Origin of the sequence: Rhizobium sp. Root149 (assembly GCF_001427345.1) — a bacterium.
Taxonomy (GTDB): domain Bacteria; phylum Pseudomonadota; class Alphaproteobacteria; order Rhizobiales; family Rhizobiaceae; genus Neorhizobium; species Neorhizobium rhizoryzae.
In genome coordinates this window covers 458,170-483,670 of record NZ_LMGD01000020.1, presented here as the reverse complement: position 1 = coordinate 483,670, position 25,501 = coordinate 458,170, and the positions used below count along the sequence as shown (strand labels likewise).

Here is a 25,501-nt window from a genome sequence, read left to right as displayed (position 1 = left end):
TCTCAAACGCGTTCGATAACCGTTGCCGTACCCATACCTGCACCGATGCAGAGGGTGACCAGCGCGGTGTTCAGATCGCGGCGCTCCAGCTCATCCAGAACCGTGCCGAGGATCATCGCACCGGTCGCGCCCAGCGGATGACCCATGGCGATCGCACCGCCATTGACGTTCATCTTGGCGTGATCGATCTCGAAAGCCTGAAGATAACGCAGCACGACGGCGGCGAAGGCTTCGTTCAGTTCGAAAAGGTCGATATCGGAAATCGACATGCCGGTCTTTTTCAGAAGCTTCTCGGTCACATCGACCGGACCGGTCAGCATGAGAGCCGGATCGGAACCGATATTGGCGAAGGCACGGATGCGCGCGCGCGGCTTCAAGCCCATCGTCTGGCCACCAGCCTTCGAGCCGACAAGAACGGCGGCGGCGCCATCAACGATCCCGGAAGAGTTGCCCGCATGGTGAACGTAATTGATCCGCTCGACTTCGGGGTGGGCCTGCAGACCAACCGCCTCGAAGCCACCCATTTCGCCCGGCATCTGGAAGGATGCGTTCAGCGAAGCCAGCGCCTGCATATCGGTGCCGGGACGCATGTGCTCGTCACGATCCAGAATGATGAGTCCGTTCTGATCCTTCACGGGGATGACGGAATTCTTGAAATAGCCCTGCTCCCAGGCGTGCGCGGCGCGCTTTTGGCTTTCCACCGCATAGGCATCGACGTCATCGCGGGAGAAGCCGTATTTGGTGGCGATCAGATCGGCAGATACGCCCTGCGGCATGAAATAGCCGGGAAAGTTGACCGAGGGGTCCATGTACCAGCTACCGCCGGACATGCCCATGCCAACACGCGACATGCTTTCAACGCCACCGGCGATAACGATGTCATCCGAGCCTGCTGCCACTTTTCCAGCGGCAAAGTTCACAGCATCGAGACCGGACGCGCAAAAGCGCGAGATCTGCATGCCGGGAGCCTTGGTCGAGTAGCCAGCCTCGAATGCCGCAGCCTTCGGGATAACGGCGCCAGCATCCATGACCGGATCGACGCAACCCATGATGATGTCGTCGACATTGGCAGTGTCCAGGCCGTTTCGGTCACGAATGGCTTCCAGTGTCTTGGCTGCCAGACGGACGGACGGCACTTCATGCAGCGAACCGTCCTTCTTGCCACGGCCACGCGGGGTGCGCACATGGTCATAGATATAGACTTCGGTCATTGTCTCTCTCCCTTGGGCGCCCGGGCGCCTGTCATTTTTTTGCCATGACAGGGGGTCATGGCCTATGGAGCATTATTGAAGCTGCCCTCCCCGCAACGGGGAGAGCGCATCTTGCCGGTCGCGAGCTTAGAACGCTTCGGCGGCCAGTTCCATCAGCGTGTCGCTGCCTGCTTCGATACGAACCTTGCGCAGGGCCGTTTCCGGCATGATCTTGTCCATGTAGAACCGGGCGGTAACGAGCTTGGCGTTGAGGAAATCCGTGCGCTCATCGCCCGCTGCCAGAAGATCCTGCGCAGACTTGGCCATCTTCGCCCACATATAGCCCAGCATCACCAGACCGAAGAGGTGCATGTAGTCCGTCGATCCGGCACCCGCGTTATCGGGCTTTGCCATGGCGTTCTGCATGAACCACATGGTGGAGGCCTGCAGGTCGTTCAAGCCCTTTTTCAGGGCCTTGGTGTAGGGCGCCATCGCCTCGTTCGAGCGGTTTTCCTCGCAGAAATCGCCGATTTCCTTGAAGGCTGCCATCACAGCGCGACCACCATTCAGGGCGAGCTTGCGGCCAACCAGATCGAGCGCCTGGATGCCGTTGGCGCCCTCGTAGATCATGGCGATACGGGCGTCGCGCACATACTGGCTCATGCCCCATTCTTCGATGTAGCCATGGCCGCCATAGACCTGCTGCGCCATCACGGCGTGATCGAAGCCCTTGTCGGTCAGCACGCCCTTCAGGATCGGCGTGGCAAGACCCAGCAGATCGTCGGCATCCTGACGTTCCTTGGCGTCAGACGAACGATGGGCAATGTCCGACTTCAGCGCGGTCCACAGCATGAAGGCGCGGCCGGCCTCGTTGAACGACTTGATCGTCATCAGGGTCCGGCGAATATCCGGATGAACGATAATCGGATCGGCAGCCTTTTCCGGAGCCTTGGGGCCGGAGAGCGAACGTCCCTGAATGCGGTCCTTGGCGTAGGCGACGGCGTTCTGATAGGCGATTTCGGAAATCGCCAGCCCCTGAAGGCCAACGCCCAGACGCGCTTCGTTCATCATCACGAACATGGCGTTGAGGCCCTTGTTCTCCGCCCCGATGAGATAGCCGGTCGCCTCGTCATAATTCATTACGCAGGTGGCGTTGCCGTGAATACCCATCTTGTGCTCGATGGCACCGCAGACGACCTTGTTGCGCTCTCCGAGCGAGCCATCTTCCTTGACGATGTACTTCGGCACAATGAACAGCGAAATACCCTTGGTGCCAGCAGGTGCGCCTTCGATACGGGCGAGAACCAGATGGACGATATTGTCCGTCATGTCGTGTTCGCCAGCGGAGATGAAAATCTTCTGGCCGGATATCTTGTAGGTGCCATCGCCATTTGGCACGGCCTTGGTGCGCAGCAGGCCCAGATCGGTGCCGCAATGGGGTTCGGTCAGGTTCATGGTACCGGACCATTTGCCCTCCACCATCTTCGGCAGATAGGTCTGCTTCTGCTCGTCATTGCCGTGAACGAGGATCGCGGCAATAGCGCCTTGCGTCAGGCCCGGATACATCATGAGCGACATGTTGGCAGCGGAGGTATATTCGCCAACCGCCGCATGCAGCGTATAGGGCAATCCCTGCCCGCCGAACTCTTCCGGCACGGCCAGACCGATCCAGCCACCTTCGCAATAGGCGTCATAGGCCTGCTTGAAGCCCTTCGGGGTCTTCACCGTGCCATCGTCGGCACGCACACAACCTTCCTGGTCGCCAGAATAGTTGACCGGAAACAGCACTTCCTCGGAAAGCTTGGCTGCTTCACTCGCAATCGCGTCGATCATTTCCGGGGTCGCATCGGCAAAACCCGGTAGATTGTTGTAGCGCTCGATGCCGAGCACGTCATTCAGGATAAACAGTGTATCGGCGACAGGGGCCTTGAAGACAGGCATTCGCGAACTCCTCCAGATCAGCGGCCGGACTTGACCGGCATTTGTGCTCCTAAAATATTGACGTGCGCGTAAACGTCAATCCAGCAATGTGTCTCGGCGCGATAAAATCTTCGACAGAGGTTTGCCCCGGATCGACGGCTCCTTGCGGTTGCGCAGCCTCCCGCGCTGCCTCCAACGCATATTGCCTGATTCGCGACAGACGAGCGCTGTCGATCATCACGTGCAAAGGTGAAGGACCGATGAGTGAATGTATTATCTCAGGCACATATTCCGCTCGCCATTTCAGAGCACTGTTCCTGCCAAATCACAAACTTGCCAGCCTCATACGCCTGCCTGTTAACACAGTATTAACTACGTTTCGCGAAAGGTGAATCCTGACCGAAGATCCAGCGCTTCGGTCTGCGGCGCAATGCAGTTTCGCGCGCGGGCAAGCCCTGAACAAGGTTCGGCGGCTAAAGCCCTAGAATGCGCGCGAAGTCTATCGTCAGCCGACCAGGATGCTGGACGTGAGGATCAGCAGACCTGACGGAACGTTGCGCAGCGGAAAGCGAGCGAGCTAGACATGAACGGATCACGCCTGAATCAAAATCCGCGCGGGGAACGCTCTCTCGATGCGTTGAACAAGACCATCGACAATCTGGAAGCGCGCATTGAAGGCTTGCTCAAGGCGTCCGGCCGCGAGCCGCGGATCGACAAGGATCTCCTGAACGAAATTCGTCAGCGCCAGCGTTCCCTTGGCAATGAGCGTCCTAACGAGCGCGGCGAGCGCACGCGTGATCAGCGAGGCGATCAGCCTGCGCACGAACAGCCTCGCCAGCGACAGGATGAGCGCGATCAGCAACGCAGGCAGGAGACTGCTCGCAGTGAGGAAAGCCTCCGGCAGGAACAAAGAGCTCCGGCACACCGGGCAGCCCACGCATCGCTGCAAGAAAACCGCAACGTCTATTTGCCTCCGTCGGACCGACCGGCGCCCCGCCCGTCCATGCAGGCTCAGCGTCAGCCGGAAGCACCGGCAATGCGCAGCCCCGCAAGACATCTAGACGAGCGAGCGAGCGAGCGCGACTACAGAGAACCGCAGGCCTACCGCGAAGCCCCCTCCGAGCAGCGGCACCGCGAGCCGCGGCGGACCGAGGAACGTCGTTCTGAGGCTCACCACCCGGAAGAGCACCGTCGTCATCGTACGGCGGCTGCACCGGAGTATAGCGTGGGCGATCTTGTCGGTGCGCTGCAAATGCTGCGTCAGGATTTGAAGCAGGACATCTCCGAGGGAATTTCCCGCGAGATGGAGCATGTGCGCCATGAAATCCACGCGATCCGCGATCTCTCCGCCGATCGGCGCCTTCCCGATGAACTGCGGAGCGAACTGGCCCGTCTGGCCCAGATCGTAGAGGACATGCATCATCAGGCGCCGGAAGGTTCACAGCGCCTTCAAGGCGAACTCTATGAGCTTCGCGCTATGATGGATGGGCTGGCGCGCGAGGAAAGCGTCCACCGCATGGAAGTCCGCTGGAACGAGCTTGAGGATCGTATCCAGGACATCGACACGCAAGGTATCCAGAAAGAGCTCATCGCGCTCGCTTACCGCATCGACGGCATCAAGGCCGAACTCGGCACGATGTCGGACAGCCCTGCCCTGCGCGCACTGGAAGACAAAGTGCTGATGCTGGCAGCCGTGATCGAGGATCTCGGCACACGCTCGCCGCTGCCGGACACGGTCTATGATCATTTTTCGCAGGTCGATCAGCGTCTGGACGAAATCAGCCGGGCCGTTGCCAGCAACAGTCGGGTGCGCGATAGCGCTGAAGAACAGGCCGCCTTCCGTCGTCTTGAAGAGCGAATGAGCTACCTGACGGAAAAATTCGAAAGCCTTTCGCAGGTTCAGGAAACCCAGCGAATCGAGGAAAAGCTGGAGGAAGTGGTTGCGAGCCTCGGCCGTAACAACCAGACCGAATTGACCGGCTACCTGGCCGATCTTTCCCGCCGCATCGATGCAATGCACGAGCAGCCAGCGGATCAGCTGGTGGCGCGCCTCGACGATCTCGCCGCCCGCATAGACCATCTGCACCGCGCCCAATCCGGTAACCGGAGCCTGCTGAATGACGGCAGCTCCATTGATCGGCTGGAGCAGCGTCTGGACGAAATCGCGGAGCGTCTAAGCGAGACTGCGCGCAGTCCCGCTGGAGACATGCGGGGTCTTTCCCATCTTGAAAAGCAGATCGCCGATCTGACCAGCATGATGCAGAGGGCTCCGCGTGAGCAGGCCGGCTTGCCTGCCGATCTCGATCAGCGCATGGCCTCCATCGAGAATTATCTGGCGACCAGCGACGAATACATTCTCGAGGCTGCCCGCCAGGCTGCAGAAACAGTGGTGGAAGCCTATCGCAAAACGCCCGCGGGAACGACGGCGGGAGGCACTGGGTCAGACCCGGCGCAGTTCCTGGGGCTGGCAGAGGATCTGCGGCATCTGGAACAACTTGCTCGCGCCTCGGATGAACGCACGCAAACCACGTTCGACAGCCTGCATCGCACGCTGGTTCAGATCGCGGGCCGTCTGGACAAGATGGAGGACCACTTCTCTTCGCGCGCGGCGTCCTCCTACTCGTCGCCAGGGGCTTTCGAACCGCAGTCCGCTATCCGTGCGCCAATGGCTGCGCCATCCCCGGTGGAACCAGAGCCCAGAGTTCTTGCGCGCAATACGGAAGAACTGATGCGCGAAACCGCGCCGGTTTATCATGAGCCCGAGACTGACGACCTCTTGGAGCCGGTGGAAACAGACGGCAAAGCGAAAGGCAAATCCGGCTTTCTCTCCAGTCTTTCCAAGCGCCTGAAACCTGCTTCCAAGACTGAAAGCAAGCGTTCTGCCCAGCCGGAACGCACCTTCGTTGAACCCGCGCCCTCCATCGATCCGGTCGATGTCGTACCTCAGGAACATGAGAACGATCTTCTCGAGCCGGGCTCCGGCAAGCCGGACGTCCGCAAGATCCTTGAGCGGGTGCGCGCAAGCCAGGCTGTCAACACAGCGTCATCCGGCGGCGACAATGAGCGAATTGACTATATCGCTGCTGCGCGGCGCGCGGCAAAGGCCGCGGCGCAGGAAACCGATCCTGCCAAGGCGGGTCAATCGAGAGCGAAGCCGGCCCAGACAGCACGCAGCAAATCCGCGGTTCCGACGTCCGCCGCGAGTGGCGGCTTGCGCAGCACCTTCACCCGTCATCGCCGTCCGATTCTCATGGCTATCGGTGCGGTTCTGCTCGTCTTGATGACCGTACCGTTGATCAATACCCTCACCCGCGGGGACAAGGTCATTACGCCACCTCCACCTGTCACAAAGACAACCCCATCGGCACAGATGAGCCTGCCACCTGCCACCAGCAGCACAGTCGCTTCGTCCGAGAGTGGAGCGAGCGCGGGCAACGTCGTCGACGGCACGGCGCTCCAGCAAAATGCGCAAAAGCCTCTCCCTCCGGTGACGGAACCAGCCCCGGCGCTTGCTCAGGCGGCGCCGACCACACCGGTCGAGGCAGTTCCGGCCTCGCCGATGACGCAGACTGCACCCGCTGCGAAACCGACAGCCTTGATCGAAGTGCCGGCCGTCATTGCGCAGAAATCTCTGGCCGACGCAGCGGCAGCTGGCGATCCTCAGGCTCTGTTCGAGATCGCTGCCCGCTACACCGAGGGCCGCAACGGCGTCCCGCAGGACCCGAAGGAAGCGGCGCGCTGGTACCAGATGGCGGCCGAACGTGGCTTTGCGCCTGCAGAATATCGTCTTGGCAGTCTTTACGAAAAAGGCACCGGCGTAGAGCGCGATCTGGCGAAGGCGATGAGCCTGTACCAGAAGGCCGCCAACGCCGGAAATGCAAGCTCCATGCATAATCTCGCCGTTCTCTATGCGTCGGGAGCAACGGGAACCGCTGACTACAAGGCAGCCGTCAACTGGTTCACGAAGGCCGCCGATCTCGGTATCGCGGACAGCCAGTTCAACCTCGCCATTCTTTTTGCGCGCGGCAACGGCACGTCCCAGAACCTGGAGGAAAGCTACAAGTGGTTTGCGGTAGCGGCCAAAGCTGGAGACAAGGATGCTGCGGACAAGCGCGAAGAAGTCGGTCGGGCACTGAAGCCGGATCAGCTTGCAAAGGCCAAAGCCGCTGCCGATAGCTGGACGGTCAAGCCTCTCGACCAGCGCGCTAATAGCGTGAACATCCCCACCGAATGGTCCGGCGGCGCGCAGACTTCGACCGGCTCCATCGATATGGGCAAGGCTATCCGCAACATTCAGGCTATCTTGAACAAGAATGGCTATGATGCGGGACAGCCGGATGGCCTTATGGGCAAGAAGACGATTGCCGCCATCAAGTCGTTCCAGAAGAGCAACGGCATGTCTGACGACGGCAATATTACCGAGGAACTTGTTCGCAAGCTGCTGGAACAGCATCAGGCAAAGGTCAGCGGATCGACCGGTTAAGGACAAATCGACAAATCTCAGTTTTTTGAGTTGTTTGATTTGACTTGCCACCTGGCAGGACGCATGACGAATAAGGCTAGCGGCGCCCAGATCGCGCCGCAGGCCACTTGGACTTTTCGCTACGCCGCAGCGGGCGCTCCACTTTCTGTTTGTGAAGCATAATCTTGTCGATCTTCGTTCACTCCGGTCGGATTATGCTTTAACGCGAAGCCGCCCGCGACGGCGGAGCTTTTTTCGTTTTCAGGGGCGTTCCAGTGACAGTCTACCTGCCAATAGCAGAGCTTTCGGTGAATATCTTCATCATACTCGGCATGGGCGCAGCTGTGGGCTTTCTGTCCGGCATGTTCGGTGTCGGCGGCGGTTTCCTGATCACCCCGCTTCTGATCTTCTACAATATCCCCCCGGTCGTCGCTGTCGCTACCGGCGCAAACCAGGTCGTCGCCTCGTCGATTTCGGGTGCAATCAGCCATTTCAGGCGTGGAACGCTGGATGTGAAGCTCGGCAGCGTGCTCTTGATCGGCGGTCTGGCAGGTGCGACCGTCGGCGTCTGGATCTTTTCATGGCTCAGGCGAATGGGCCAGTTGGACCTCATCATCTCGCTTCTCTATGTCGTCTTTCTCGGGACCATCGGCAGCCTGATGCTGATGGAAAGCCTTCGAGCCATGCGTCGGGCGGCCAAGAACCAGCCGGTAACCTTGAAGCGACCCGGCCAGCACAACTGGGTGCACAGACTTCCGCTGAAGATGCGGTTCAAGAAATCCAAGCTCTACCTCTCTGCGATCCCGGTCATTGGCCTGGGGTTCGGCATTGGCATTCTGACATCCGTAATGGGTGTGGGCGGCGGCTTCATCATGGTTCCGGCCATGATCTATCTGCTGCGCATTCCAACCAATGTGGTCGTGGGAACATCACTGTTTCAGATCATCTTCGTGACCGCCTACACGACCATCGTGCAGGCTGCGACGAACTATTCCGTCGATATCGTGCTGGCGACCATTCTGATGGTGGCAGGCGTCATCGGTGCACAATATGGTGTTCGCGTGGGCCAGAAGCTGCGTGGCGAGCAATTGCGCGCCCTCCTTGCCCTTCTCGTTCTGGCGGTTGGTGTGCGCCTCGCAATCGATCTCATCATAACCCCAGCCGATCTCTATTCGCTGCAGATAGGCGGAGGCCGCGGATGAGACAGTTCCTCCTTCCGCTCGTCCGACACCTGTTGATGGCTGGCCTGCTGGCTCTGCCATTCACAACAGCAAAAGCCCAGGGATTGCCGGGAGCGCTGCCTCCGGTGAAAGAAGGATTGGAAATCGGCACATCCACAACGGAAATCGCGATCACGTCCGATTTTCGCGGTGCAGATCTCACAGTCTTCGGCGCCCTGACGAATGCCGACGAACTGTTTCTAGCCATCGGGCAGTATGACGTGGTGGTAACGCTTGAGGGACCGCGGGATTATGCCACCGTTCGGCGCAAGGAGCGCGTCTTCGGCATCTGGATGAACACGCAATCGATGACCTTCGAGCAGACGCCCGAATCTTACTCGATCGCCAGTACAAAGCCGCTGGCCGACATTCAGCCTGTCGCACAGCTCAACCGGCTTGGTCTCGGTATCAGCCATCTGACGCTTTCACCAACCGGCTATCTCGGGAATGCGGCGCAGCTGACGGATTTTCGTGAAGCCTATCGACGCCTGAAAGTTGGCGGGGGGCTCTACCAGAACGATACGACCGGTGTTCGCTTCGTCAGCTCCAGTCTTTTCCGTGCTTCGCTCCGGCTACCTGCCAATGTACCGGACGGCGTCCATCTGGTGCATGCATATCTGTTCAAGAGCGGCGTGCTGATCGCGCAGAAGGATCTTCCTCTTCGCGTGGTCAAGACTGGTCTCGAACAGGCCATTACCGATGCGGCGCATGAGAAGCCGCTGGCCTATGGCCTGTTCTGTGTCATGGTCGCAGTCGTTACAGGCTGGGGGGCCAGCCTGTTGTTCCGCAAGGATTGACGGCAAGCATTACATGGCAGGCATGAAGGTGATGTCGCGGATCATGCCCTTGGTCCCGGTGACTTCTGCCGTCTTCATCGCCTTGCCGGTTTCAAGATCGACTGTGTGCAGCACATTGTCTGCGACCAGCCAGGCCGTGTTCTTTCCTTCTGCAGAGGTGTGAACATCGAAGGCATAGCTTGCCGCCTTCTTTTCGGCGCCCAGCTTGCCGACGGCCTTCAGCGTTCCATCATTCGGCTTCGTCTGCTGGATCAGCCCGCCAATGGTGGCATCGATGTTGTACATGGCCGTTTTTTCGGGCTTGCCGAATGAATTCGTATAGGCAGCACCGACAATGTTCGGCTTTTCGCCCTTGTGCATATCGCCCTCTTCGAAGGCAAGGCTGCCATCCACGGTCACAGCGCCGGTATCCGGATGGACGCGATGATTGGTCGTGCCGGTCATATAGCGCAGACGATCGGCGGCGGGATTGAAGTCCACGACAACTGGCGTCTCGCCCATCATCAGCGGCTTGTCCATCTTGGCAACTTCGGTTGCCTTGCCGGTGGCCGGGTCAATGGTGACGATGACGTTCTCGGAGGTAACGCCAACCAGCATCTTGTTCGACGGGCGAAGATCGATGCCCGCAAGCTTCGTCACGCCCTGAACTTCCACCGTCTTAGAAACAGTGGGCATATCCGTATCGAACATGACCAGCGTTTTGTCTCCGACAAGGCCAACAGCCTGCGCCGCGAGAGATGGTGCAGCCGACGCGCCGAGAAGTGCAGTCGCTGCCATCAGTGTCTTGAACATCGTCATCTCGTTCTCCCATTCAACGGTTGGGGAAGACGCTTCACTTTGCGCTTCCTGACCATGAGACACGGGAGGTGAGCACGTTGGATGCAGAGCCAAAAAATATTTTTCAAATTTTTGTCCTCTCGCATCCAAATCTTCAGCAGAACCATATTAGGATACAAAGAGATTAGGAGTACGAACACCTTGGCGGATATGACGGCAGATCCTTTGGGGACAGAGCTTGGCGCATGCGCGCGCGGCGACCGGCAGGCCTTGAAGCGTATCTTCGACGCGGAAGCAGGCCGCCTCGTTGCCATTGCCCAGAGAATCGTGAAGCGACGCGACCTCGCAGAAGAAGTTGTCCAGGACGGTTTCATTGCCATCTGGACCAAGGCGCATCAGTATGCGCCGGATCGCGGCAGCGCACGCGGGTGGATCCATGCCATTATTCGCAACCGCGCCCTCAACATGCTGAGAGACGGAAGCCGGGAGGATCTCCTCAGTGAAGACGCCATCCAGAGCCTGCAGGAGGCCGACCAACCTGAAAGCGTTCTGACCGCCTGGGCGGCGCTCGATCGTACGTCGCGGCTGCGCTCCTGCCTTGAGGGTCTCGATCAACCAAAGCGACAAAGCATTCTGATGGCCTATGTCGGCGGCTACAGCCATGGCGAAATTGCCGGGCGGCTTTCACTCCCGCTCGGCACGACAAAGAGCTGGATACGCCGAGGGCTCGCCTCCCTTCGGGAGTGCATGGCATGATTGATCTGACCAAGCCGGATGCTGTTGCCGACGACTATGTTCTAGGACTGCTTGACCCTGCTGACATGCAGACGGTGGAGGCCGAACTGGAGCGTAACGCCGCTCTGCGACGAGCCGTGGCACAATCGCGAGAGCGTTTTCTTCCGCTGGATATGACAGCCGAACCTGCAGAGGTTTCGCATGATCTTTGGACAAGGATCGAGAAAGATCTTCAACAACAGGAGGTGCCGGAGCAGAAGAAAGAGGTTGAGCCAGTTGTCGCCAACGACAATCGCTCAATCCAGAATGCCGGTTTCTGGCGTGTCACAAGTTTTGCAGGCCTCGCTGCCAGCCTGGTTCTGGCGGTTGCCCTTGGCTGGAACCTGACACGAACAGCCGAGCCGCTGGTCGTCGCAGTGCTGGTGAATGAAACAGGCGAGGTTCAGGCCGTTGTCGAAGATTTCGGCACCGAGCGAGCCGTGGTGCGCCTTCTGGCGGATGTTTCCGTGCCAGGAGACCGGACGATGCAGGTCTGGACACTCCCGAGCAAGGAGACCGGACCCGTTTCCATGGGGTTACTGCCCCAGGCCCGGTCTGCAAGGCTTGTTCCGCCAAGCCTCCCCACGCCCAAGGATGCGCAGTTGTACGAGATAACGCTTGAGCCGGCAGGCGGATCGCCGACCGGTCGACCCACGGGTCCAATTCTTGCCAAGGGCTTTGCGAAAGTAACGCGGTAATCAGCCGATCAGATTCCCGAAACGGACCGAGTAGATGCGATCGCGTCCCAAGAGGTGTGCGATCAGTGCCGCATGATCGAACAGGCCGTGCATGGCACGGTGCTTGAGATCCAGCCCGCCTGTGAGCACGCCGAAGGCAGGCATGACGAGACGCGCACCGTCTGTAGCGAAACACGCGCGGCGGACATATTTGCCGCGACGCGCGACGGTGGCGGAAGGGTGCAGGTGACCAGCCACTTCGCCCCGTCCTGCAATCAGGCTTGGCTCGTGCCGGAAAACAAGCCCGGACAGCAAAAGCTCGTCCAGGGACTGGCCGGGCAGACCGAAAATGCCGTCCGGATCATGGTTGCCATTGATCCAGATCCAGTCACGTCCGCGGGCGAGCGCGCCGATCGTTTCGCGGAATGCTGCGGGCATGAGTTCCGAGCCACGCCTGTCGTGAAAATTATCCCCCAGCGAAATCACTGTTTTGGGATCATACCTAGCGATGACGGCGGAGAGCAGATTGAGAGTTGCCAGCGTATCATAAGGCGGCAGCATCATGCCGCGACGCGCGAAGGCAGCGCCTTTCTCCAGATGCAGATCCGAGACGACAAGGCAGGATAGATCCGGCAGATACAGCGCGCCCAGCGGGTCGCAATGCGCGGCGACGCCATTGACCATGATTTCCGCGCTGGCCACCGGACCGGCTGTCTGTGACGCGGCGAGCGCCATTCTATAATTCATCATTCTCATCTACCCGTGAGGGTTGCCTCACGCCATGGCCTCGGCAATCAGGTCATCCGCCGCCTCTTCCAGCACGTAGTCCTGCGCCTCGCCAGCAACCGGCTCGCGGCCGATTTCCAGCATCACCGGAATGGCGAGCGGGGATACGCGCTCCAGCGGGCGGTGAATCACATGCCCCTTGATTCGTGCCAGCATAGCGCCAAGACGCCCGATATCCAAAAGACCCGATGCGGCATCGCGCCGCGTCGCCTCCAGCAGAATGTGATCCGGCTCATGGCTGCGCAAAACATCATAGATGAGATCGGTCGAAACGGTGACCTGCCGCCCCGTCTTTTCCTTGCCCGGATGCCGGCGCTCGATCAGGCCTGAAATCACCGCGCATTGCCGGAACGTGCGCTTCAGCATGAAGCTCTCGTCCAGCCATGCCTCCAGATCATCGCCCAGCATGTCCTCGTCGAACAAATCACCCAGCGAGAGACGACGGCTCTCGATCATGCCACCCATATCGTTCAACGACCAGATGGCCAGCGCATAGTCATTCGCCACGAAGCCAAGCGGTCTTGCCCCTGCCCGTTCCAGCCGCCGTGTCAAAAGCATGCCCAGCGTCTGGTGCGCAAGCCGCCCCTCGAAGCAGTAGGCGACCATGAAGAAGCGGTTTCCGCGTGGGAAGGTCTCGATCAGAAGCTCGTCACGCGCCGGAAGCATGGATTTGTCGCGCTGGATTGCCAGCCAGTCCCGCACCTGATCAGGAAGCACATGCCAGCGGGACGGATCAGCCAGCATGGCCCGCACCTGATCGGCAAGATAGGTGGACAAGGGGAACCTGCCGCCGGCATAGGCAGGGATCTTGGGATCCAGCGAAAAGGCATTGGTGACAAGGCATTCGTTCTCCCGAATACCCTCGAAGCGCAGTACCTTGCCCGCAAACAGGAAGGTATCGCCCTGCACCAATTGCTCCACAAAATATTCCTCGACCTTGCCAAGCGACATACCGCTGCGCCCGACTGAACCCAGCTGGTTGCGCTTGACGAGGCGCACGTTCAGTTCCGTCGCCTCCACAATCGTACCGAGGTTCATCCGATACTGCTGGGCGACCTGCGGATTGGAAACCCGCCAGCGGCCCTCCTTTGTCTTGCGGATCTTGGCATAGCGTTCATAGGTGCGCAGCGCATAGCCGCCGGTCGCAACGAAATCGACGATACGCTCGAACAGCTCCCAAGTGAGCCCGGAATAGGGTGAAGCGCTGGTGATTTCGCCGTAGAGCTCCAAGGCATCGAAGGGTTCGGCGCAGGCCATGCCAAGAACGTGCTGGGCCAGAACATCAAGCGCGCCTTCCCCAACGGGCGGCGTATCCTGTGCGCCCAGATAATTGGCATCGAGCGCGGCCTGACATTCCATGACCTCGAAACGATTGGCAGGCACAAGGATCGCTTTTGACGGCTCGTCCATCCGGTGGTTTGAACGACCGATGCGCTGCGCCAGACGGGATGCACCCTTTGGCGCGCCGACATGCACCACCAGATCCACATCGCCCCAATCAAGTCCCATGTCTAGCGTCGAGGTCGCCACCACCGCGCGCAGTCTGTTCGCGCTCATGGCAGCTTCCACCTTGCGCCTCTGTCCCGCATCGAGCGAGCCGTGATGCAACGCGATCGGCAAATTATCTTCGTTGATGGTCCAAAGCTCCTGAAACAGGAGCTCAGCCTGAAAGCGCGTATTGACGAAAATCAGCGTCGTCTTGTGCTTCCGGATCTCTTCATAGACGGCCGGAATGGCATAGGTGGCTACATGCCCGGACCAGGGTATGCGGTCCTCCGTCGTCATGATGGTGATGTCCGGTGCCGCGCCGCCCGTCACATGCACAAGACCGGCCGGTGCTTCCGGCCCATCATCCTGCGGCGTATTCTGCGGGACAAGCCAACGCCTCAGATCCATGGGATCAGAAACCGTGGCCGAGAGCCCGATGGTGCGAAGACCAGGCGCATGTCGTCTCAACCGGGCCAGACCAAGCGACAGCAGGTGGCCTCGCTTCGATGTGACAAGCGAGTGCAGTTCATCAAGGACCACATATTTCAGATCCTTGAAGAAGCGCTCCGCTTCCTTGTTGGCCAGAAGCAAGGCCAGTTGCTCGGGGGTCGTCAGCAAGATATCCGGCGGGTTCGTCTTCTGGCGCTGGCGCTTGGCCTGCGGCGTATCCCCCGTGCGGTTCTCGATAGACACCGGAAGTCCCATTTCGGAAACCGGCTTCATGAGGTTGCGTTCGATATCGACCGCCAGCGCCTTCAGCGGCGAAATGTAGAGGGTGTGGACACCCACAAAGGGCGACCCCGGCGGGAGTTGGCCGCGCCGGGTCAAGTCGGTCAGCGAGGGTAGAAATCCGGCAAGTGTCTTACCTGCACCAGTTGGTGCAATCAGCAACATATTCTCGCCGGATGTCGAACGTGCAAGCAATTCCAGCTGGTGCGCACGCGGCGACCAGCCTTTCTCGCCGAACCATTTCAGGAAGGGGCGAGGCAGGAGGTCCGGCAGGGCGTTCTGATAATCGGCCAAGGTCTTTTCCACGCGGTCAGAAGTAATGATTTCCGCGTGAAAAAGAAGGGGTCAGAGCAATTCCAGCAAAAGTGGGAAGCGGTTTTGCGTCCGGAATTGCGGAAAACAAGAGATAGAGCGCTTCAGCCGGGAACGCTCTATCGGACTATATAACGGTCGGTGCGGTGATTGATGGCAAGCGTCAGGTTCAATGTCACCGCCGCAAGGATCGAGCACAGGATGACGAAGGGTGTGGCTACCAGAAAGGCCAGAGCCAGAACGACGAGATCGAGACCCAGTTGTACGAAGCCAGCACGCCAGCCAAGCCGGTCCTGCAGGTAAAGCGCAAGAATGCCGAAACCGCCGAGGCTTGCACGATGGCGGAACAAGGCGAGCATGCCGGTTCCGATGAGAAGTCCGCCGAAGAGCGCGGCAACGAGCGGATCTATGCCAGCGATCGGAATGAGAGACGGCAGTACCTCCGTCAAAACAGACGTCAGGGCGACGGCCGTGAAGGTCTTGATCGTGAAAGCCAAGCCCAGACGCTTGTAGGCCAGCCAGTAGAACGGAAGGTTAAGCGCGAAGAAGACCACGCCGAAGCTGAAACCCGTGGAGTAGCGAAGCAGGAAGCCGAGACCCGCCGTACCACCAATCAACAAATGAGCCGCCGAGAGAAGTGTTACGCCCAGTGCTGCAAGCATGGACCCGGCAACCACGCCCTGCATATCCTCGATGATGGAGTGGCGATCCGTGCTGGATGCCCAGAATCCGACCGGAGACTTGCCTTCGCTTACATTCGCCATCAGCGCACCACGATATAGCGATCCGACCGGTGATTGATCGCCAGAAACAGATTGAGAACCACCGCGCCGACAATGGACCAGAGAACAATGCCCGGTTCAAGCAGGAGAAAGGCCGCCGCCATGACGCAGGCATCGAAGGCCAGCTGAATGAGGCCCGCCTGGATGCCAAAACGCTCCTGGACATAGATTGCGAGGATGCCAACGCCGCCAAGGCTTGCACGGTGCCGATAAAGGGCGAGCAGGCCGAAACCTAGCAAAAGACCGCCCATCAGCGCACCCCAGAAGGGATGAAGATACCCAATCAACAGGTAGCGTTGCTCAAGCTCGGTCATGATTGACACCAGCCCGATGGCAATGAAGGTCTTGGCCGAGAAGGCGAAGCCCAATCGTTTGAAGGACAGCCAATAGAAGGGAAGATTGACGATGAAGAACAGAAGGCCGAACGAGATGTTGAATGCATAGTGCAGCAGAAAGGCAACGCCAGCCGTGCCGCCCGTGAGCAGGCCGACACGGTTCAACAAGTAAAACCCGAGCGCAGAAATCAGTGCGCCGCAAATGAGACCCTGGCTATCTTCAGCGAGTGTGTGACGCGACGGATCCGTGCTGTAGAAACCCAATGCCATCTTCTGCGCCATCTCCGAAGTCTCCGTCTATCTGTCCCGACGCTTCGATTGTGCGCCGCAGCATTTACGAAATCAAGATAGGACAGTACTCCTGACGCAAAAGACAAGAATCGTACAAATCAGGCGCGTTTGCGCGCAAGAAAAAGGATGCCGTGAACCGGTTTTCCGGCATCCATCCGAATGTCCGTACGAGACAAGGCCACGAGATCAAAAACATGTCTTGCCAGAAGTGTCTCGATATAGCTTTGCGTATGCGCGTAGCGGAGTGATTGCTGCAGGACGAAGCCGTCCGTAGAACTACCAGCATCTTCGACGGAAAAAGCGAAAAGACCGCGAGGTTTCAGCAGTTCATCAGCCAGCGCAAACGGGACATCCAGATTTCCAAGATACATCAACACATCGGCCGCCGAGACGAGATCGGCACGATGGCGTGGCCGGTCCTCGCTGAAGAGCGATGTATCCGCATCCGTGCGGGAGAGATCTGCCTGGCCGAGATGGTGGTAGATGCCCTTTTCCCCGGCCTTTGCCAGCATGTTGGCTGAAAGGTCGAAACCTTCGAGCCTTGCCGTGTCTGATGCGATTTCGACACCAAAGAGACCGGTGCCGCAACCGAGATCGACAGTCAGATCGAACGGTCCATGAGATTGGACAAGTGCAAACAGCTTGGCTGGCACTGAATAATTCAACTTCTCGACCAGCGAGATCTCGAAGCGATCGGCGTAGTCGTCGAACAGCCCTTCGACATAGGCAGAGGGCGGTGCGTCCGGCGCGGGCGTGGCGTCAAGTGCTGCGAGTTTCAGACTTGCGCCGAACAGGCCCTGCCTATCCCTTTTCATCACCTGCTCGAATGCCGCGATTGCTGCTTCGCGCGCACCAGCTTTCTGATGAGCTTCTCCGGCCAACAGCCAGCCCGCTGTCCAATCGGGTGCGATTTCGAGAGCCTGCTCGAAGAGTTCGGCGGCTGCGGCATGATCGCCACTTTCCGCCAGCATCCGGGCATAATCGGCGCGCCGATCGGCAATGACATCACCGGAAGAAAACTGGTTGGCGCTCATGACTTGAAACCGGCTCGTTGCATTTGCGGCATCTGAACCAAGCCACAAAAAAACTCAAGTTCTATCGGAATGCCTGCGTCTAAACTTGCGACAGAGCACCTGCGAAACTATGTCTCATCCGTCTCAACACACTTTAAGGGCCAGGAATGTCTGATCAGATGAACCGAATGCTGGGCGATTCGCCAGCCCGCACAATCGTGAAACTGATTGTCGTGTCCCTCGTTGTCGGCTTTGTCATGGCGATGTTCGATCTCCATCCCTGGGACATCGTTTATGGCATCCGAAATCTGGTTCTGGACCTCTGGTATCGCGGATTCCATGCGCTGGGCGCCGTTGGTGATTACCTGATCGCCGGTGCGGTCATCGTCATACCAGCCTTCATTCTCCTGCGTATTTTCAGCTACAGACGCTAATGACACCGAATCTCGTCTTAAATTCCCGACGTATATTTCTGCTTGGCTGCGGCAGTGCGCTTCTCGTGACAGCCGGATGCGTAACGACCACCGGCCCAGCAAAAGTCGATGGCGCGACGGACGATACCAGGGCCGCGCTGCCATTGGTCAATGAACTGCGAAAGAAGCATGGTCTTTCGCCCCTGTCTGCAAGCGTGCCCACGGGACGGGCGGCGGCAGAGCAGGCTGTGCGTATGGCGAAAGCCAACCAGATGAGCCATCTCATTGGCTTTGGGGATGATTATGGCGCGCGGATGAAGCGCAATGACGTGCCTTTGCCCGCTGCCGAAAACATTGCAAGCGGTCAAACCACGGTTACGGAAGCAGTGCAGGCTTGGATCGATTCCCCCAAGCACCTTCAAAACATGCTCGGCAGTTACAATCGTGTAGGTGTCGCCGTGGCACGCTCGCCGTCCACCAATCGCACTTATTGGGCGATGGTACTGTCTGCCTGACTTGAAACAGCCTTCATGGCCTGACGTCGATCTAGAGCTTATCGCGATCTTTCAGATTCGCTCCTGACGCTCTAACTCTTTGTGTTGACGCATGTCGTTATCGCAAAACCGCTGCACACTTTTACGCAACATGCTTTGGCTTCGGGCTCAAGCGCCCGGAGCGACCATCCAGATCCCGATACGCAGACCGATTGCACACAACAGGAGGCAACCGAATGTGAGTGCGGGCAAGTTGAGATGTATGTTCATCTTCCCATCCTCGTTCAATGTTACAGAAGGTAACATAGAGTGAGGATATCACCAAATGCTCAAGATTAACCGAACAATTTAGTGAATGTGGCGAAAAGCCGCCGTCTGGCTTTCCGACAAGTCAGAGAGGTCTGGATGCCCAGGCATCAAGACTGGTATCACGCAATTCCGTGACAGACCTGACGTCCAGACGATCGAGTTCCGCGCCAAGTCCCCTCACGATATCGGCAGCGAGGCCCGGTCCCCGATAGACCATGCAGGAATAAAGCTGCACGAGATCGGCACCGGCCCGGATTTTTTCGAGCGCCGTCTTCGCCGAAGATACACCGCCAACGCCGATGATGGGCAGGTTCGGACCAACGCGCTTGCGCATCTTTGCCAGTACCGTGGTTGAGCGGGAAAACAGCGGCTTGCCGGAAAGGCCTCCCGTTTCCCTGGACTGCGCCTCATCGCGCAAGCCGTCGCGGGAAAGCGTGGTGTTGGAAACGATCAAACCGTCCAGCGGATGTGCCAGCGCTTCGGCTGCGATATCATCCATTCCTTCCTCGGTCAGGTCCGGCGCGATCTTCAGGAAGACCGGAACAGTTTTCCCCGTTCTGGCTGCTTCCTCATCGCGGGTTGCAAGCACTGCGCTCAACAGTGCCGAAAGGCTTTCGCGGGCCTGAAGGTCGCGCAAGCCAGGCGTATTGGGGGAGGAGATATTGGCGGCAAAGTAGCGGGCGACATCATAGAAGCGGCGAATGCCGAGCACATAGTCGCCAATGCGGTCTTCACTATCCTTGTTGGCACCGATGTTGACGCCGACAATGCCCTGAATTTTCGTTGCCAGCAGTCGAGCGAGTGCCGCCTCGTGACCCTCATTGTTGAAGCCAAGCCGGTTGATCACCGCCTCATCCCTGGTCAGGCGGAAAATGCGTGGCTTGGGATTTCCATCCTGAGGTTTTGGTGTGACGGTGCCGACCTCCGTAAAGCCGAAGCCGAGACGAAGGATTGCCCCCGGCACCTCGGCATTCTTGTCATAGCCTGCAGCAAGGCCGACAGGATTGGGAAACTCCAGACCGCCCAAGGAAACCCGCAAGCGCGGATCGGGCGGCAGATGAACCGATGGAAGAAGCCCGGATCTCAAAGCTGCGATCGAAGCACCATGAGCCGTTTCAGGATCGAGGAGAAAAAGAGCATTGCGGGCGAGATCGAAAATCGGCATCAGACAAGCTCCTCTGGAAATACATGCGATCCATCTGGTCCCACAGGCAGGGGGCGCTTCCAGATGACCGCATCGAGCGTCAGGCTTGCATAGAGATGGGGAAAGAGATTACCGCCGCGAGACGGTTCATACTTCAACTGCTCCCCCAGACGATCGGCATCAGTGGCGACCAGCAGCAGACCTGCCTGCCCCTTGAAGTGGCGGGCTGCGGTTTCGCGCACCTGGCTTGCGGTGGAGAAATGAATGAAGCCATCCGCCAGATCGACAGGCGCACCCTCGAAACGGCCTGATTGTTCGGCGCTTGCCCAAAGGGGTTCTGGCACGATCTTATAGATGACATGACTCATTGCGATGATCCGGCTGTGTCCTAGCTTATACCCTGCGCTTTGCCGCAAACGGGCGCACTTGTCCATCGCATCGGTAGCATTACTCGAAAATGCGATATTGGGAGGAAATAGCAATGTCGGCTCGCGCCATCTTTACCACCACCGTTCTGCTTCTCTCCAGCGGTGCCGTCCTGGCGCAGAGTGCTGCGGATCCTGCACGCTTTCAACTGGAGCGGACAGAAAAGGGCTTCATCCGCCTCGACAAGCAAACCGGCGACGTAAGCTTCTGCCGGGAGGAGGCTTCGGGACTGACATGCCGTCTGGCTGCCGACGAGCGAAAGGCCTTCGAGCAGGAACTCGATGCGCTCGACAAGCGCGTCACCCAGTTGGAGACCAAAAGCTCATCCCGCACATCGGGGCTCCCAAGCGACGAGGAGGTCGAAAAATCACTTTCGATCATGGAACGGTTCTTCCAGAGGTTCATGGATATTATCGGCGAACGGCGCGACGAGCAGGATTACGATCCCAACCGGACCTGAAACCGCTGGACCCCAAGACCTGCCCCCCTTAAACTTGGGCTTGTTTGATGCTTTTCAGAACGCTAAGATTCGTAACTTGGAAGGCTGGCATGCTCTTGGGAGGGGGTATGGATATGCAAGAACTCACCATCATCATTGCGGATGATCACCCGCTGTTTCGCGGCGCGCTTCGCCAGGCACTCAATACGGTGGCCGAGCAGCCTCACATCATTGAGGCAGGAACTTTCGAGGACGCTCGAAAGGCAGTGCGAAGCCAGCCGGAAGCGGATCTTATGTTGCTGGATCTTGCCATGCCGGGTGTGAGCGGCTTTTCAGGGCTGATGTCCATGCGGGCAGAGTTCAGCAGCCTGCCTATCATGATTGTCTCAGCGACAGATGACGGCGCGACGGTGCGGCGTGCCATGGAACTCGGCGCGTCGGGCTTCATTTCCAAATCTTCAGGACTGGACGATATTCGCAGCGCCATCGAAGCCGTTCTGGCCGGCGACGTCTGGTTCCCATCACAGGGTGAGCGGGATGCCGAAGAAGATCCGGCCGTCGTGGAACTGATCGAGCGATTGAAGACCCTGACACCACAGCAGACGCGCGTTCTATCCATGCTCGCCGAAGGTCTGCTCAACAAGCAGATCGCCTACGAACTCGGCGTTTCCGAAGCAACGATCAAGGCGCATGTTTCAGCGATCCTGTTGAAGCTCAACGTCGATAGCCGAACCCAGGCGGTCATCAAGCTTGGCAAGGTCAACATGGCCATGGTTGCTTGACTGCTTTTTAAGAAAAGGATTTTATTCCTTTTTTTCTTTACGTCCGACGAAATTTTGGCTAAAGCTCCATGAAACTTCCGGGCGTGGAAGTGTTTGATCGTGTGTGGGGCGGTGACCCCCTGAGACGAGAACACCTCCAGATTGCGCGGAGCTTCAGCCCTATGCTGCGTCACCGAATGTACGCGGTTTCGGGATCCGTAGCATTGATCGGAACTGTTTCATCCAGTTGTTGGAATACAGGCGAACTGCCATGGGGCATTCGACCGGATCGCACGAAAGAGGCGGATATGAGTGAGACAAGTCGCGAAGCCATTTCCCTCTTGCAGGCCGTCCAGACTGAGCAGGTTGGCAAGGCAAGCGCTCTGTCCCGATCCGCCCTGTCACATAGCGGGATATGGCAGGCAATCGATACACTTGCCGAGAAGCACAAACTTTCGGCATCGGGCCTTGCCCGTCGGGCGGGCCTGGATCCCACATCTTTCAACAAGTCGAAGCGCCTGGGGCCGGATGGACGGGAGCGCTGGCCATCCACGGAATCCATTTCCAAGGTTTTGGAAGCCACAGGCGCATCTCTGGATGAATTCCTGGGCTATCTGGCGCCGACTGGTACTCCACGTATGCCTGACGGAGTTTTTCTGCCGCAAATGAGTTCCATCCCCCTGCTCGGCTTTGCCCAGGCTGGAGCCGGAGGTTTCTTTGACGATGGGGGCTTTCCTGCCGGTCAAGGGTGGGATGTGGTGGAGTTTCCCGCCGCCGTTTCGAAGCACAACAATGTCTATGCTCTCGAAGTTCAGGGCGATTCCATGCTGCCACTCTATCGAGACGGTGATCGACTGATCGTGGAGCCCGGCGCGCAGGTTCGAAAGGGAGACCGCGTTGTTGTCAAGACACGCGAAGGAGAGGTGATGGCGAAGGTTCTTGCACGGCAGAGTGCGCGCTCAATTGAGCTTTCCTCGCTTAATCCCGACCATCCGAACCGCAATTTTGCAGTTGAAGACATCGATTGGATCGCCCGTATCATCTGGGCCAGCCAATGAGGCAAGGCTGGTAGAGAGGTCAAGCTGCTTCAGTAGAAGCCGTTGGGGAAGTAGCGAAGATAGATGTCCTGTAGTCGCCCTTTTGCAGCCAGTTGAGCCAGAGCATAGTCGACGGCCGCCGTCAGTTGAACCGCATTTCCCTTGCGAAGCATGACCGCGAACCCTTCACCCAGATAATGCTGAGACAGGTAGGGGCCATCCAGCAGAACGCAGCACTTTTCTGCAGCAGGACTGGCGACCCAGAAGGGTACTCTCACGCCATCTGCGAGAATTGCATCGACTTTGCCTTCCTTGAGTGAAGAGAACAATTCTTCCTGCCCGCTCACAGGAACGGCCACGAGTTTTGGGAAGAATGCTCCAAGCATTTTCTCGTGCGCGGTATTGGCGATTACACCAACTTTCCGTCCTGCCAAAGCGTCTCCTGCCCGGCCAGACAAACCGAGTTTGCCTTGTACAGCGAACCGGGCTGGCAGAAACAAATAGGGTCTGGAGAAAGAAAACTTCTGCCGCAAGCTGGACGTTATCGCAATTCCAGACATCACGGCTTCACCGTTTCCAGCCTCGAGAGCCCCCTCCAGATCTGCGTACGGCATAGCCTGGACCTGACATTTGGCCTCGATGTTCAGCTCTCTACACACCTCTCTGATCACATCTACGTGATAACCAGCCAGTCGTCCGGTCTGATCGACGAAATTGAACGGAGGAAAATCAGACGCCGTCAATATGCGAAAGCGAGCAAGGTTTGACAAATCAGGCTTGGTTAAACGTTCATTCGGGTCCGATAGGACAGGTACGCCCCCGGGGTTCTCCGCAGCCTGAGATACTTGAACATAAATTATTGAAATAATTGATAAAATAAGAAGAAATGCAACTCTAAATCCAGGCTTTATTTCTCGAATAAAACTCATTAGTTGCAATCCTGTCATCCATATCGAAGTATCGGCAACGGCCTATCACGGTGTACCAGCTTGACCGTTTCGGGGGAATATCAAGAGGACATTCTTGACTCCAAGATATCAGAGGGCTCGCAACATGAGCCCTCGCCTGCACGCAAAAGAGAACTTTTGCCGGACCTCGATGAGGCAGGGGCTCTTCGCCTGCTGGGTGTTTCTCGTACGCTCGTCAGCAGGCTGTCACGGCAGGCGGCCATAAATCAATCCTCGCTTGAGGAGGAATTGCTGGCGAACCGGCATATTGACGAAGAACGGCATTTCGAAGCCATGGCTGAAATGCTCGGACTGCCGTTTACGGCGAAGATCAACGGAGACAATGTTCAGGATCTCCCGCGGCTGGACAGTCAGCTTCAATACCCCACTCAAGTGCGGGTTATCGAACGGCATCGCGCCCCTAAGGTTGCTATCGTTCCGCAGGCTGCGAGGCTCGGCGCCACAGCGGAACTCCTCAGAAAACTTCCGGATCTTCGTCAGACTTTGGTCGTCACCACGCCGTCCGCCATTCGAAAGGCAGTGTGGACATGCGGAGCAGAACGGCGCGTGCGCTCTGTTGTTTTCCATCTTTTCGAAACTGCGCCTGATGCATCAGCCCGCATTGTCGCTTCCGGCAAGCAGGGCTTTCTCGGTGGCGGGATCCTTGCAGCCTTGCTGTTGATCCTGTTGCATGCCCCCGCACTCATGCTGCCGCTGATCCACGTCATTCTTTCTGTTTCCTATCTATTTGCAATCATTCTACGCATTGTTGCCTTGGTCCTTTTAAGGAAACAGTCGCCGCCACCACGCCTTATCGACCTTCCCCCTGCCCTTCCGCGCTATTGCGTCATGGTCGCCCTTTACAAAGAGGCGGAAGTCGCAGCACAACTTATTCGTAGTTTGGAGCGTCTCGAATGGCCAAGCGCCCGGCTGGATATCAAGCTCGTTTGTGAGGCCGACGACCTCGACACACTGACCGCCCTCAAGCAGGTCCGGCTGCCGCCGAATTTCGAGGTCGTTGAAGTGCCACCCTGTGCTCCCCGAACAAAGCCGAAAGCGCTGAGTTATGCCTTGGCTGGAGTTCGCGGTGAATACCTGACCATCTACGATGCGGAAGACAGACCGCACCCCAAGCAATTGCTTGAGGCATATACCCGGTTTGTTGCGGCACCTCCCGACGTCGCCTGCCTCCAATCGCCTCTCGTTATCGGCAATCCAGAGAAGAGCTCGGTCAGTGCCTTGTTTGCACTCGAATATGCCGCCCTCTTCCGCGGTCTCCTGCCCATGCTGGCCCGGTTCAGATTGCCGCTACCACTTGGCGGGACATCCAATCATTTCAAAACCGATGTCCTACGCGAGGTTGGAGCCTGGGACCCATTCAACGTGACAGAAGATGCGGATCTCGGAATGCGGCTGTTTCGCCACGGATACCGGGCTGAGACCCTGCGTTATCAGACTGTCGAGGATGCGCCCGTGAATTACAATATCTGGCTCGGCCAACGTGTTCGCTGGTTCAAGGGATGGTTCCAAACCTGGCTCGTGATCATGCGCAACCCGGGCAAGGCGACACACGAGTTGGGTTTTCCAGCCATGCTGACATTCCAGCTCATGATTGGCGGCATGCTGCTCTCAGCCCTGATGCACCCGCTCACGCCCGTTCTTCTCATATCGATTCTCTACCGGGTCTTTATCGACATTGACGGCAGTTCGAGCCTCACGACTCGCGCTCTGGTCGTGCTGGATCTCTTCAATGTGTTTGGCAGCTACGCCGTGTTTCTCCTGCTCGGCCTGAAGTGCATGGTTGCAGAAGAAAAGCGGAGGGTGGGATGGCGGTGGATGGCTCTTCCCTATTATTGGATGATGGTGTCGAGGGCCGCCTGGCGCGCTGCGAATGAACTGCGGACACGCCCATTCTTCTGGCACAAGACGCCTCACAGGCCACGTGATGAGGCCGCAATGCCGGATGGATGATTGCGTC

General features: G+C 58.3%; 22 protein-coding genes. 11 read left to right on the top strand and 11 right to left on the bottom strand.

The window, feature by feature from the left end:
* Window positions 1-2: 2 nt before the first annotated feature.
* Window positions 3-1,211: an acetyl-CoA C-acetyltransferase gene (locus ASD54_RS14460; protein ID WP_062555286.1), complete on the bottom strand. Its 1,209-nt coding sequence runs from the start codon at window positions 1,209-1,211 to the stop codon at window positions 3-5.
* Window positions 1,212-1,337: 126 nt separating this feature from the next.
* On the bottom strand, window positions 1,338-3,131 hold the full coding sequence (locus ASD54_RS14455) for an acyl-CoA dehydrogenase C-terminal domain-containing protein (RefSeq protein WP_062555285.1): 1,794 nt from the start codon (window positions 3,129-3,131) through the stop codon (window positions 1,338-1,340).
* Between the two features lie 562 nt (window positions 3,132-3,693).
* On the opposite strand from ASD54_RS14455, the gene ASD54_RS14450 reads away from it, so the two are divergent.
* The 3 genes from ASD54_RS14450 to ASD54_RS14440 all read left to right on the top strand — a co-directional run bounded on the left by ASD54_RS14450 (window position 3,694) and on the right by ASD54_RS14440 (window position 9,589).
* A complete protein-coding gene (locus ASD54_RS14450) occupies window positions 3,694-7,593 on the top strand; it encodes a peptidoglycan-binding protein (RefSeq protein ID WP_062555284.1) in 3,900 nt (1,299 codons plus the stop codon).
* A 254-nt stretch (window positions 7,594-7,847) separates the two neighbouring features.
* Window positions 7,848-8,774: a sulfite exporter TauE/SafE family protein gene (locus ASD54_RS14445; protein WP_062555283.1), complete on the top strand. Its 927-nt coding sequence runs from the start codon at window positions 7,848-7,850 to the stop codon at window positions 8,772-8,774.
* A 35-nt stretch (window positions 8,775-8,809) separates the two neighbouring features.
* Window positions 8,810-9,589: a TIGR02186 family protein gene (locus ASD54_RS14440; protein ID WP_062555488.1), complete on the top strand. Its 780-nt coding sequence runs from the start codon at window positions 8,810-8,812 to the stop codon at window positions 9,587-9,589.
* Window positions 9,590-9,598: 9 nt separating this feature from the next.
* Here the strand turns inward: ASD54_RS14440 and ASD54_RS14435 are convergent, their stop codons facing one another.
* Window positions 9,599-10,387: a DUF4394 domain-containing protein gene (locus tag ASD54_RS14435; RefSeq protein ID WP_062555282.1), complete on the bottom strand. Its 789-nt coding sequence runs from the start codon at window positions 10,385-10,387 to the stop codon at window positions 9,599-9,601.
* A gap of 189 nt (window positions 10,388-10,576) precedes the next feature.
* Here ASD54_RS14435 and ASD54_RS14430 point away from each other — a divergent pair, with 189 nt between their 5' ends.
* Entirely contained in the window at window positions 10,577-11,122 is a 546-nt protein-coding gene (locus ASD54_RS14430) for a sigma-70 family RNA polymerase sigma factor (protein ID WP_062555487.1), read from the top strand.
* Window positions 11,119-11,838: an anti-sigma factor gene (locus ASD54_RS14425; RefSeq protein WP_062555281.1), complete on the top strand. Its 720-nt coding sequence runs from the start codon at window positions 11,119-11,121 to the stop codon at window positions 11,836-11,838. The genes ASD54_RS14430 and ASD54_RS14425 overlap by 4 nt, the downstream gene beginning before the upstream one ends.
* Here the strand turns inward: ASD54_RS14425 and pdeM are convergent, their stop codons facing one another.
* From pdeM to ASD54_RS14400, 5 genes are all read right to left on the bottom strand, one after another.
* Entirely contained in the window at window positions 11,839-12,552 is a 714-nt protein-coding gene (gene pdeM, locus ASD54_RS14420) for a ligase-associated DNA damage response endonuclease PdeM (protein WP_244484766.1), read from the bottom strand.
* A gap of 39 nt (window positions 12,553-12,591) precedes the next feature.
* Window positions 12,592-15,114, bottom strand: coding sequence for a ligase-associated DNA damage response DEXH box helicase (locus tag ASD54_RS14415; RefSeq protein WP_082547231.1), 2,523 nt, complete (start codon window positions 15,112-15,114; stop codon window positions 12,592-12,594).
* Between the two features lie 137 nt (window positions 15,115-15,251).
* Window positions 15,252-15,896 carry a YitT family protein gene (locus tag ASD54_RS14410; RefSeq protein ID WP_062555278.1) on the bottom strand — a complete coding sequence of 215 codons (645 nt, stop codon included), beginning with the start codon at window positions 15,894-15,896 and terminating at the stop codon, window positions 15,252-15,254.
* Window positions 15,896-16,531: a YitT family protein gene (locus ASD54_RS14405; protein WP_062555277.1), complete on the bottom strand. Its 636-nt coding sequence runs from the start codon at window positions 16,529-16,531 to the stop codon at window positions 15,896-15,898. Before ASD54_RS14405 ends, ASD54_RS14410 begins: the two co-directional genes overlap by 1 nt.
* A gap of 107 nt (window positions 16,532-16,638) precedes the next feature.
* Window positions 16,639-17,574, bottom strand: coding sequence for a methyltransferase (locus ASD54_RS14400; RefSeq protein ID WP_062555276.1), 936 nt, complete (start codon window positions 17,572-17,574; stop codon window positions 16,639-16,641).
* Between the two features lie 146 nt (window positions 17,575-17,720).
* Here ASD54_RS14400 and ASD54_RS14395 point away from each other — a divergent pair, with 146 nt between their 5' ends.
* Together ASD54_RS14395 and ASD54_RS14390 are read left to right on the top strand one after the other, a co-directional pair.
* On the top strand, window positions 17,721-17,987 hold the full coding sequence (locus ASD54_RS14395; protein WP_062555275.1) for a DUF6460 domain-containing protein: 267 nt from the start codon (window positions 17,721-17,723) through the stop codon (window positions 17,985-17,987).
* Complete coding sequence (locus ASD54_RS14390) at window positions 17,987-18,481, top strand: CAP domain-containing protein (protein WP_062555274.1); 495 nt, start codon at window positions 17,987-17,989, stop codon at window positions 18,479-18,481. The genes ASD54_RS14395 and ASD54_RS14390 overlap by 1 nt, the downstream gene beginning before the upstream one ends.
* Window positions 18,482-18,851: 370 nt before the next feature.
* Here the strand turns inward: ASD54_RS14390 and ASD54_RS14385 are convergent, their stop codons facing one another.
* A complete protein-coding gene (locus tag ASD54_RS14385; protein WP_062555273.1) occupies window positions 18,852-19,934 on the bottom strand; it encodes a quinone-dependent dihydroorotate dehydrogenase in 1,083 nt (360 codons plus the stop codon).
* Window positions 19,934-20,281 (bottom strand): DUF952 domain-containing protein, encoded by a 348-nt coding sequence (locus ASD54_RS14380; protein ID WP_062555272.1) that lies wholly within the window; start codon window positions 20,279-20,281, stop codon window positions 19,934-19,936. Before ASD54_RS14380 ends, ASD54_RS14385 begins: the two co-directional genes overlap by 1 nt.
* Before the next feature lie 113 nt (window positions 20,282-20,394).
* Between ASD54_RS14380 and ASD54_RS14375 the strand changes: the two genes are divergently transcribed.
* From ASD54_RS14375 to ASD54_RS14365, 3 genes are all read left to right on the top strand, one after another.
* The gene (locus tag ASD54_RS14375) at window positions 20,395-20,799 is read left to right on the top strand and encodes a hypothetical protein (protein ID WP_062555271.1); all 405 of its coding nucleotides are present in this window, start codon (window positions 20,395-20,397) and stop codon (window positions 20,797-20,799) included.
* 113 nt (window positions 20,800-20,912) lie between these two features.
* Entirely contained in the window at window positions 20,913-21,560 is a 648-nt protein-coding gene (locus ASD54_RS14370) for a response regulator transcription factor (protein WP_062555486.1), read from the top strand.
* 287 nt (window positions 21,561-21,847) lie between these two features.
* Complete coding sequence (locus ASD54_RS14365; RefSeq protein WP_082547214.1) at window positions 21,848-22,597, top strand: helix-turn-helix transcriptional regulator; 750 nt, start codon at window positions 21,848-21,850, stop codon at window positions 22,595-22,597.
* 29 nt (window positions 22,598-22,626) lie between these two features.
* Here the strand turns inward: ASD54_RS14365 and ASD54_RS14360 are convergent, their stop codons facing one another.
* Window positions 22,627-23,505 (bottom strand): transporter substrate-binding domain-containing protein, encoded by an 879-nt coding sequence (locus ASD54_RS14360; protein ID WP_156379223.1) that lies wholly within the window; start codon window positions 23,503-23,505, stop codon window positions 22,627-22,629.
* 156 nt (window positions 23,506-23,661) lie between these two features.
* On the opposite strand from ASD54_RS14360, the gene ASD54_RS14355 reads away from it, so the two are divergent.
* Window positions 23,662-25,494, top strand: a complete 1,833-nt coding sequence (locus ASD54_RS14355) for a glycosyltransferase family 2 protein (RefSeq protein ID WP_062555269.1) — start codon at window positions 23,662-23,664, stop codon at window positions 25,492-25,494.
* Window positions 25,495-25,501: the final 7 nt, after the last annotated feature.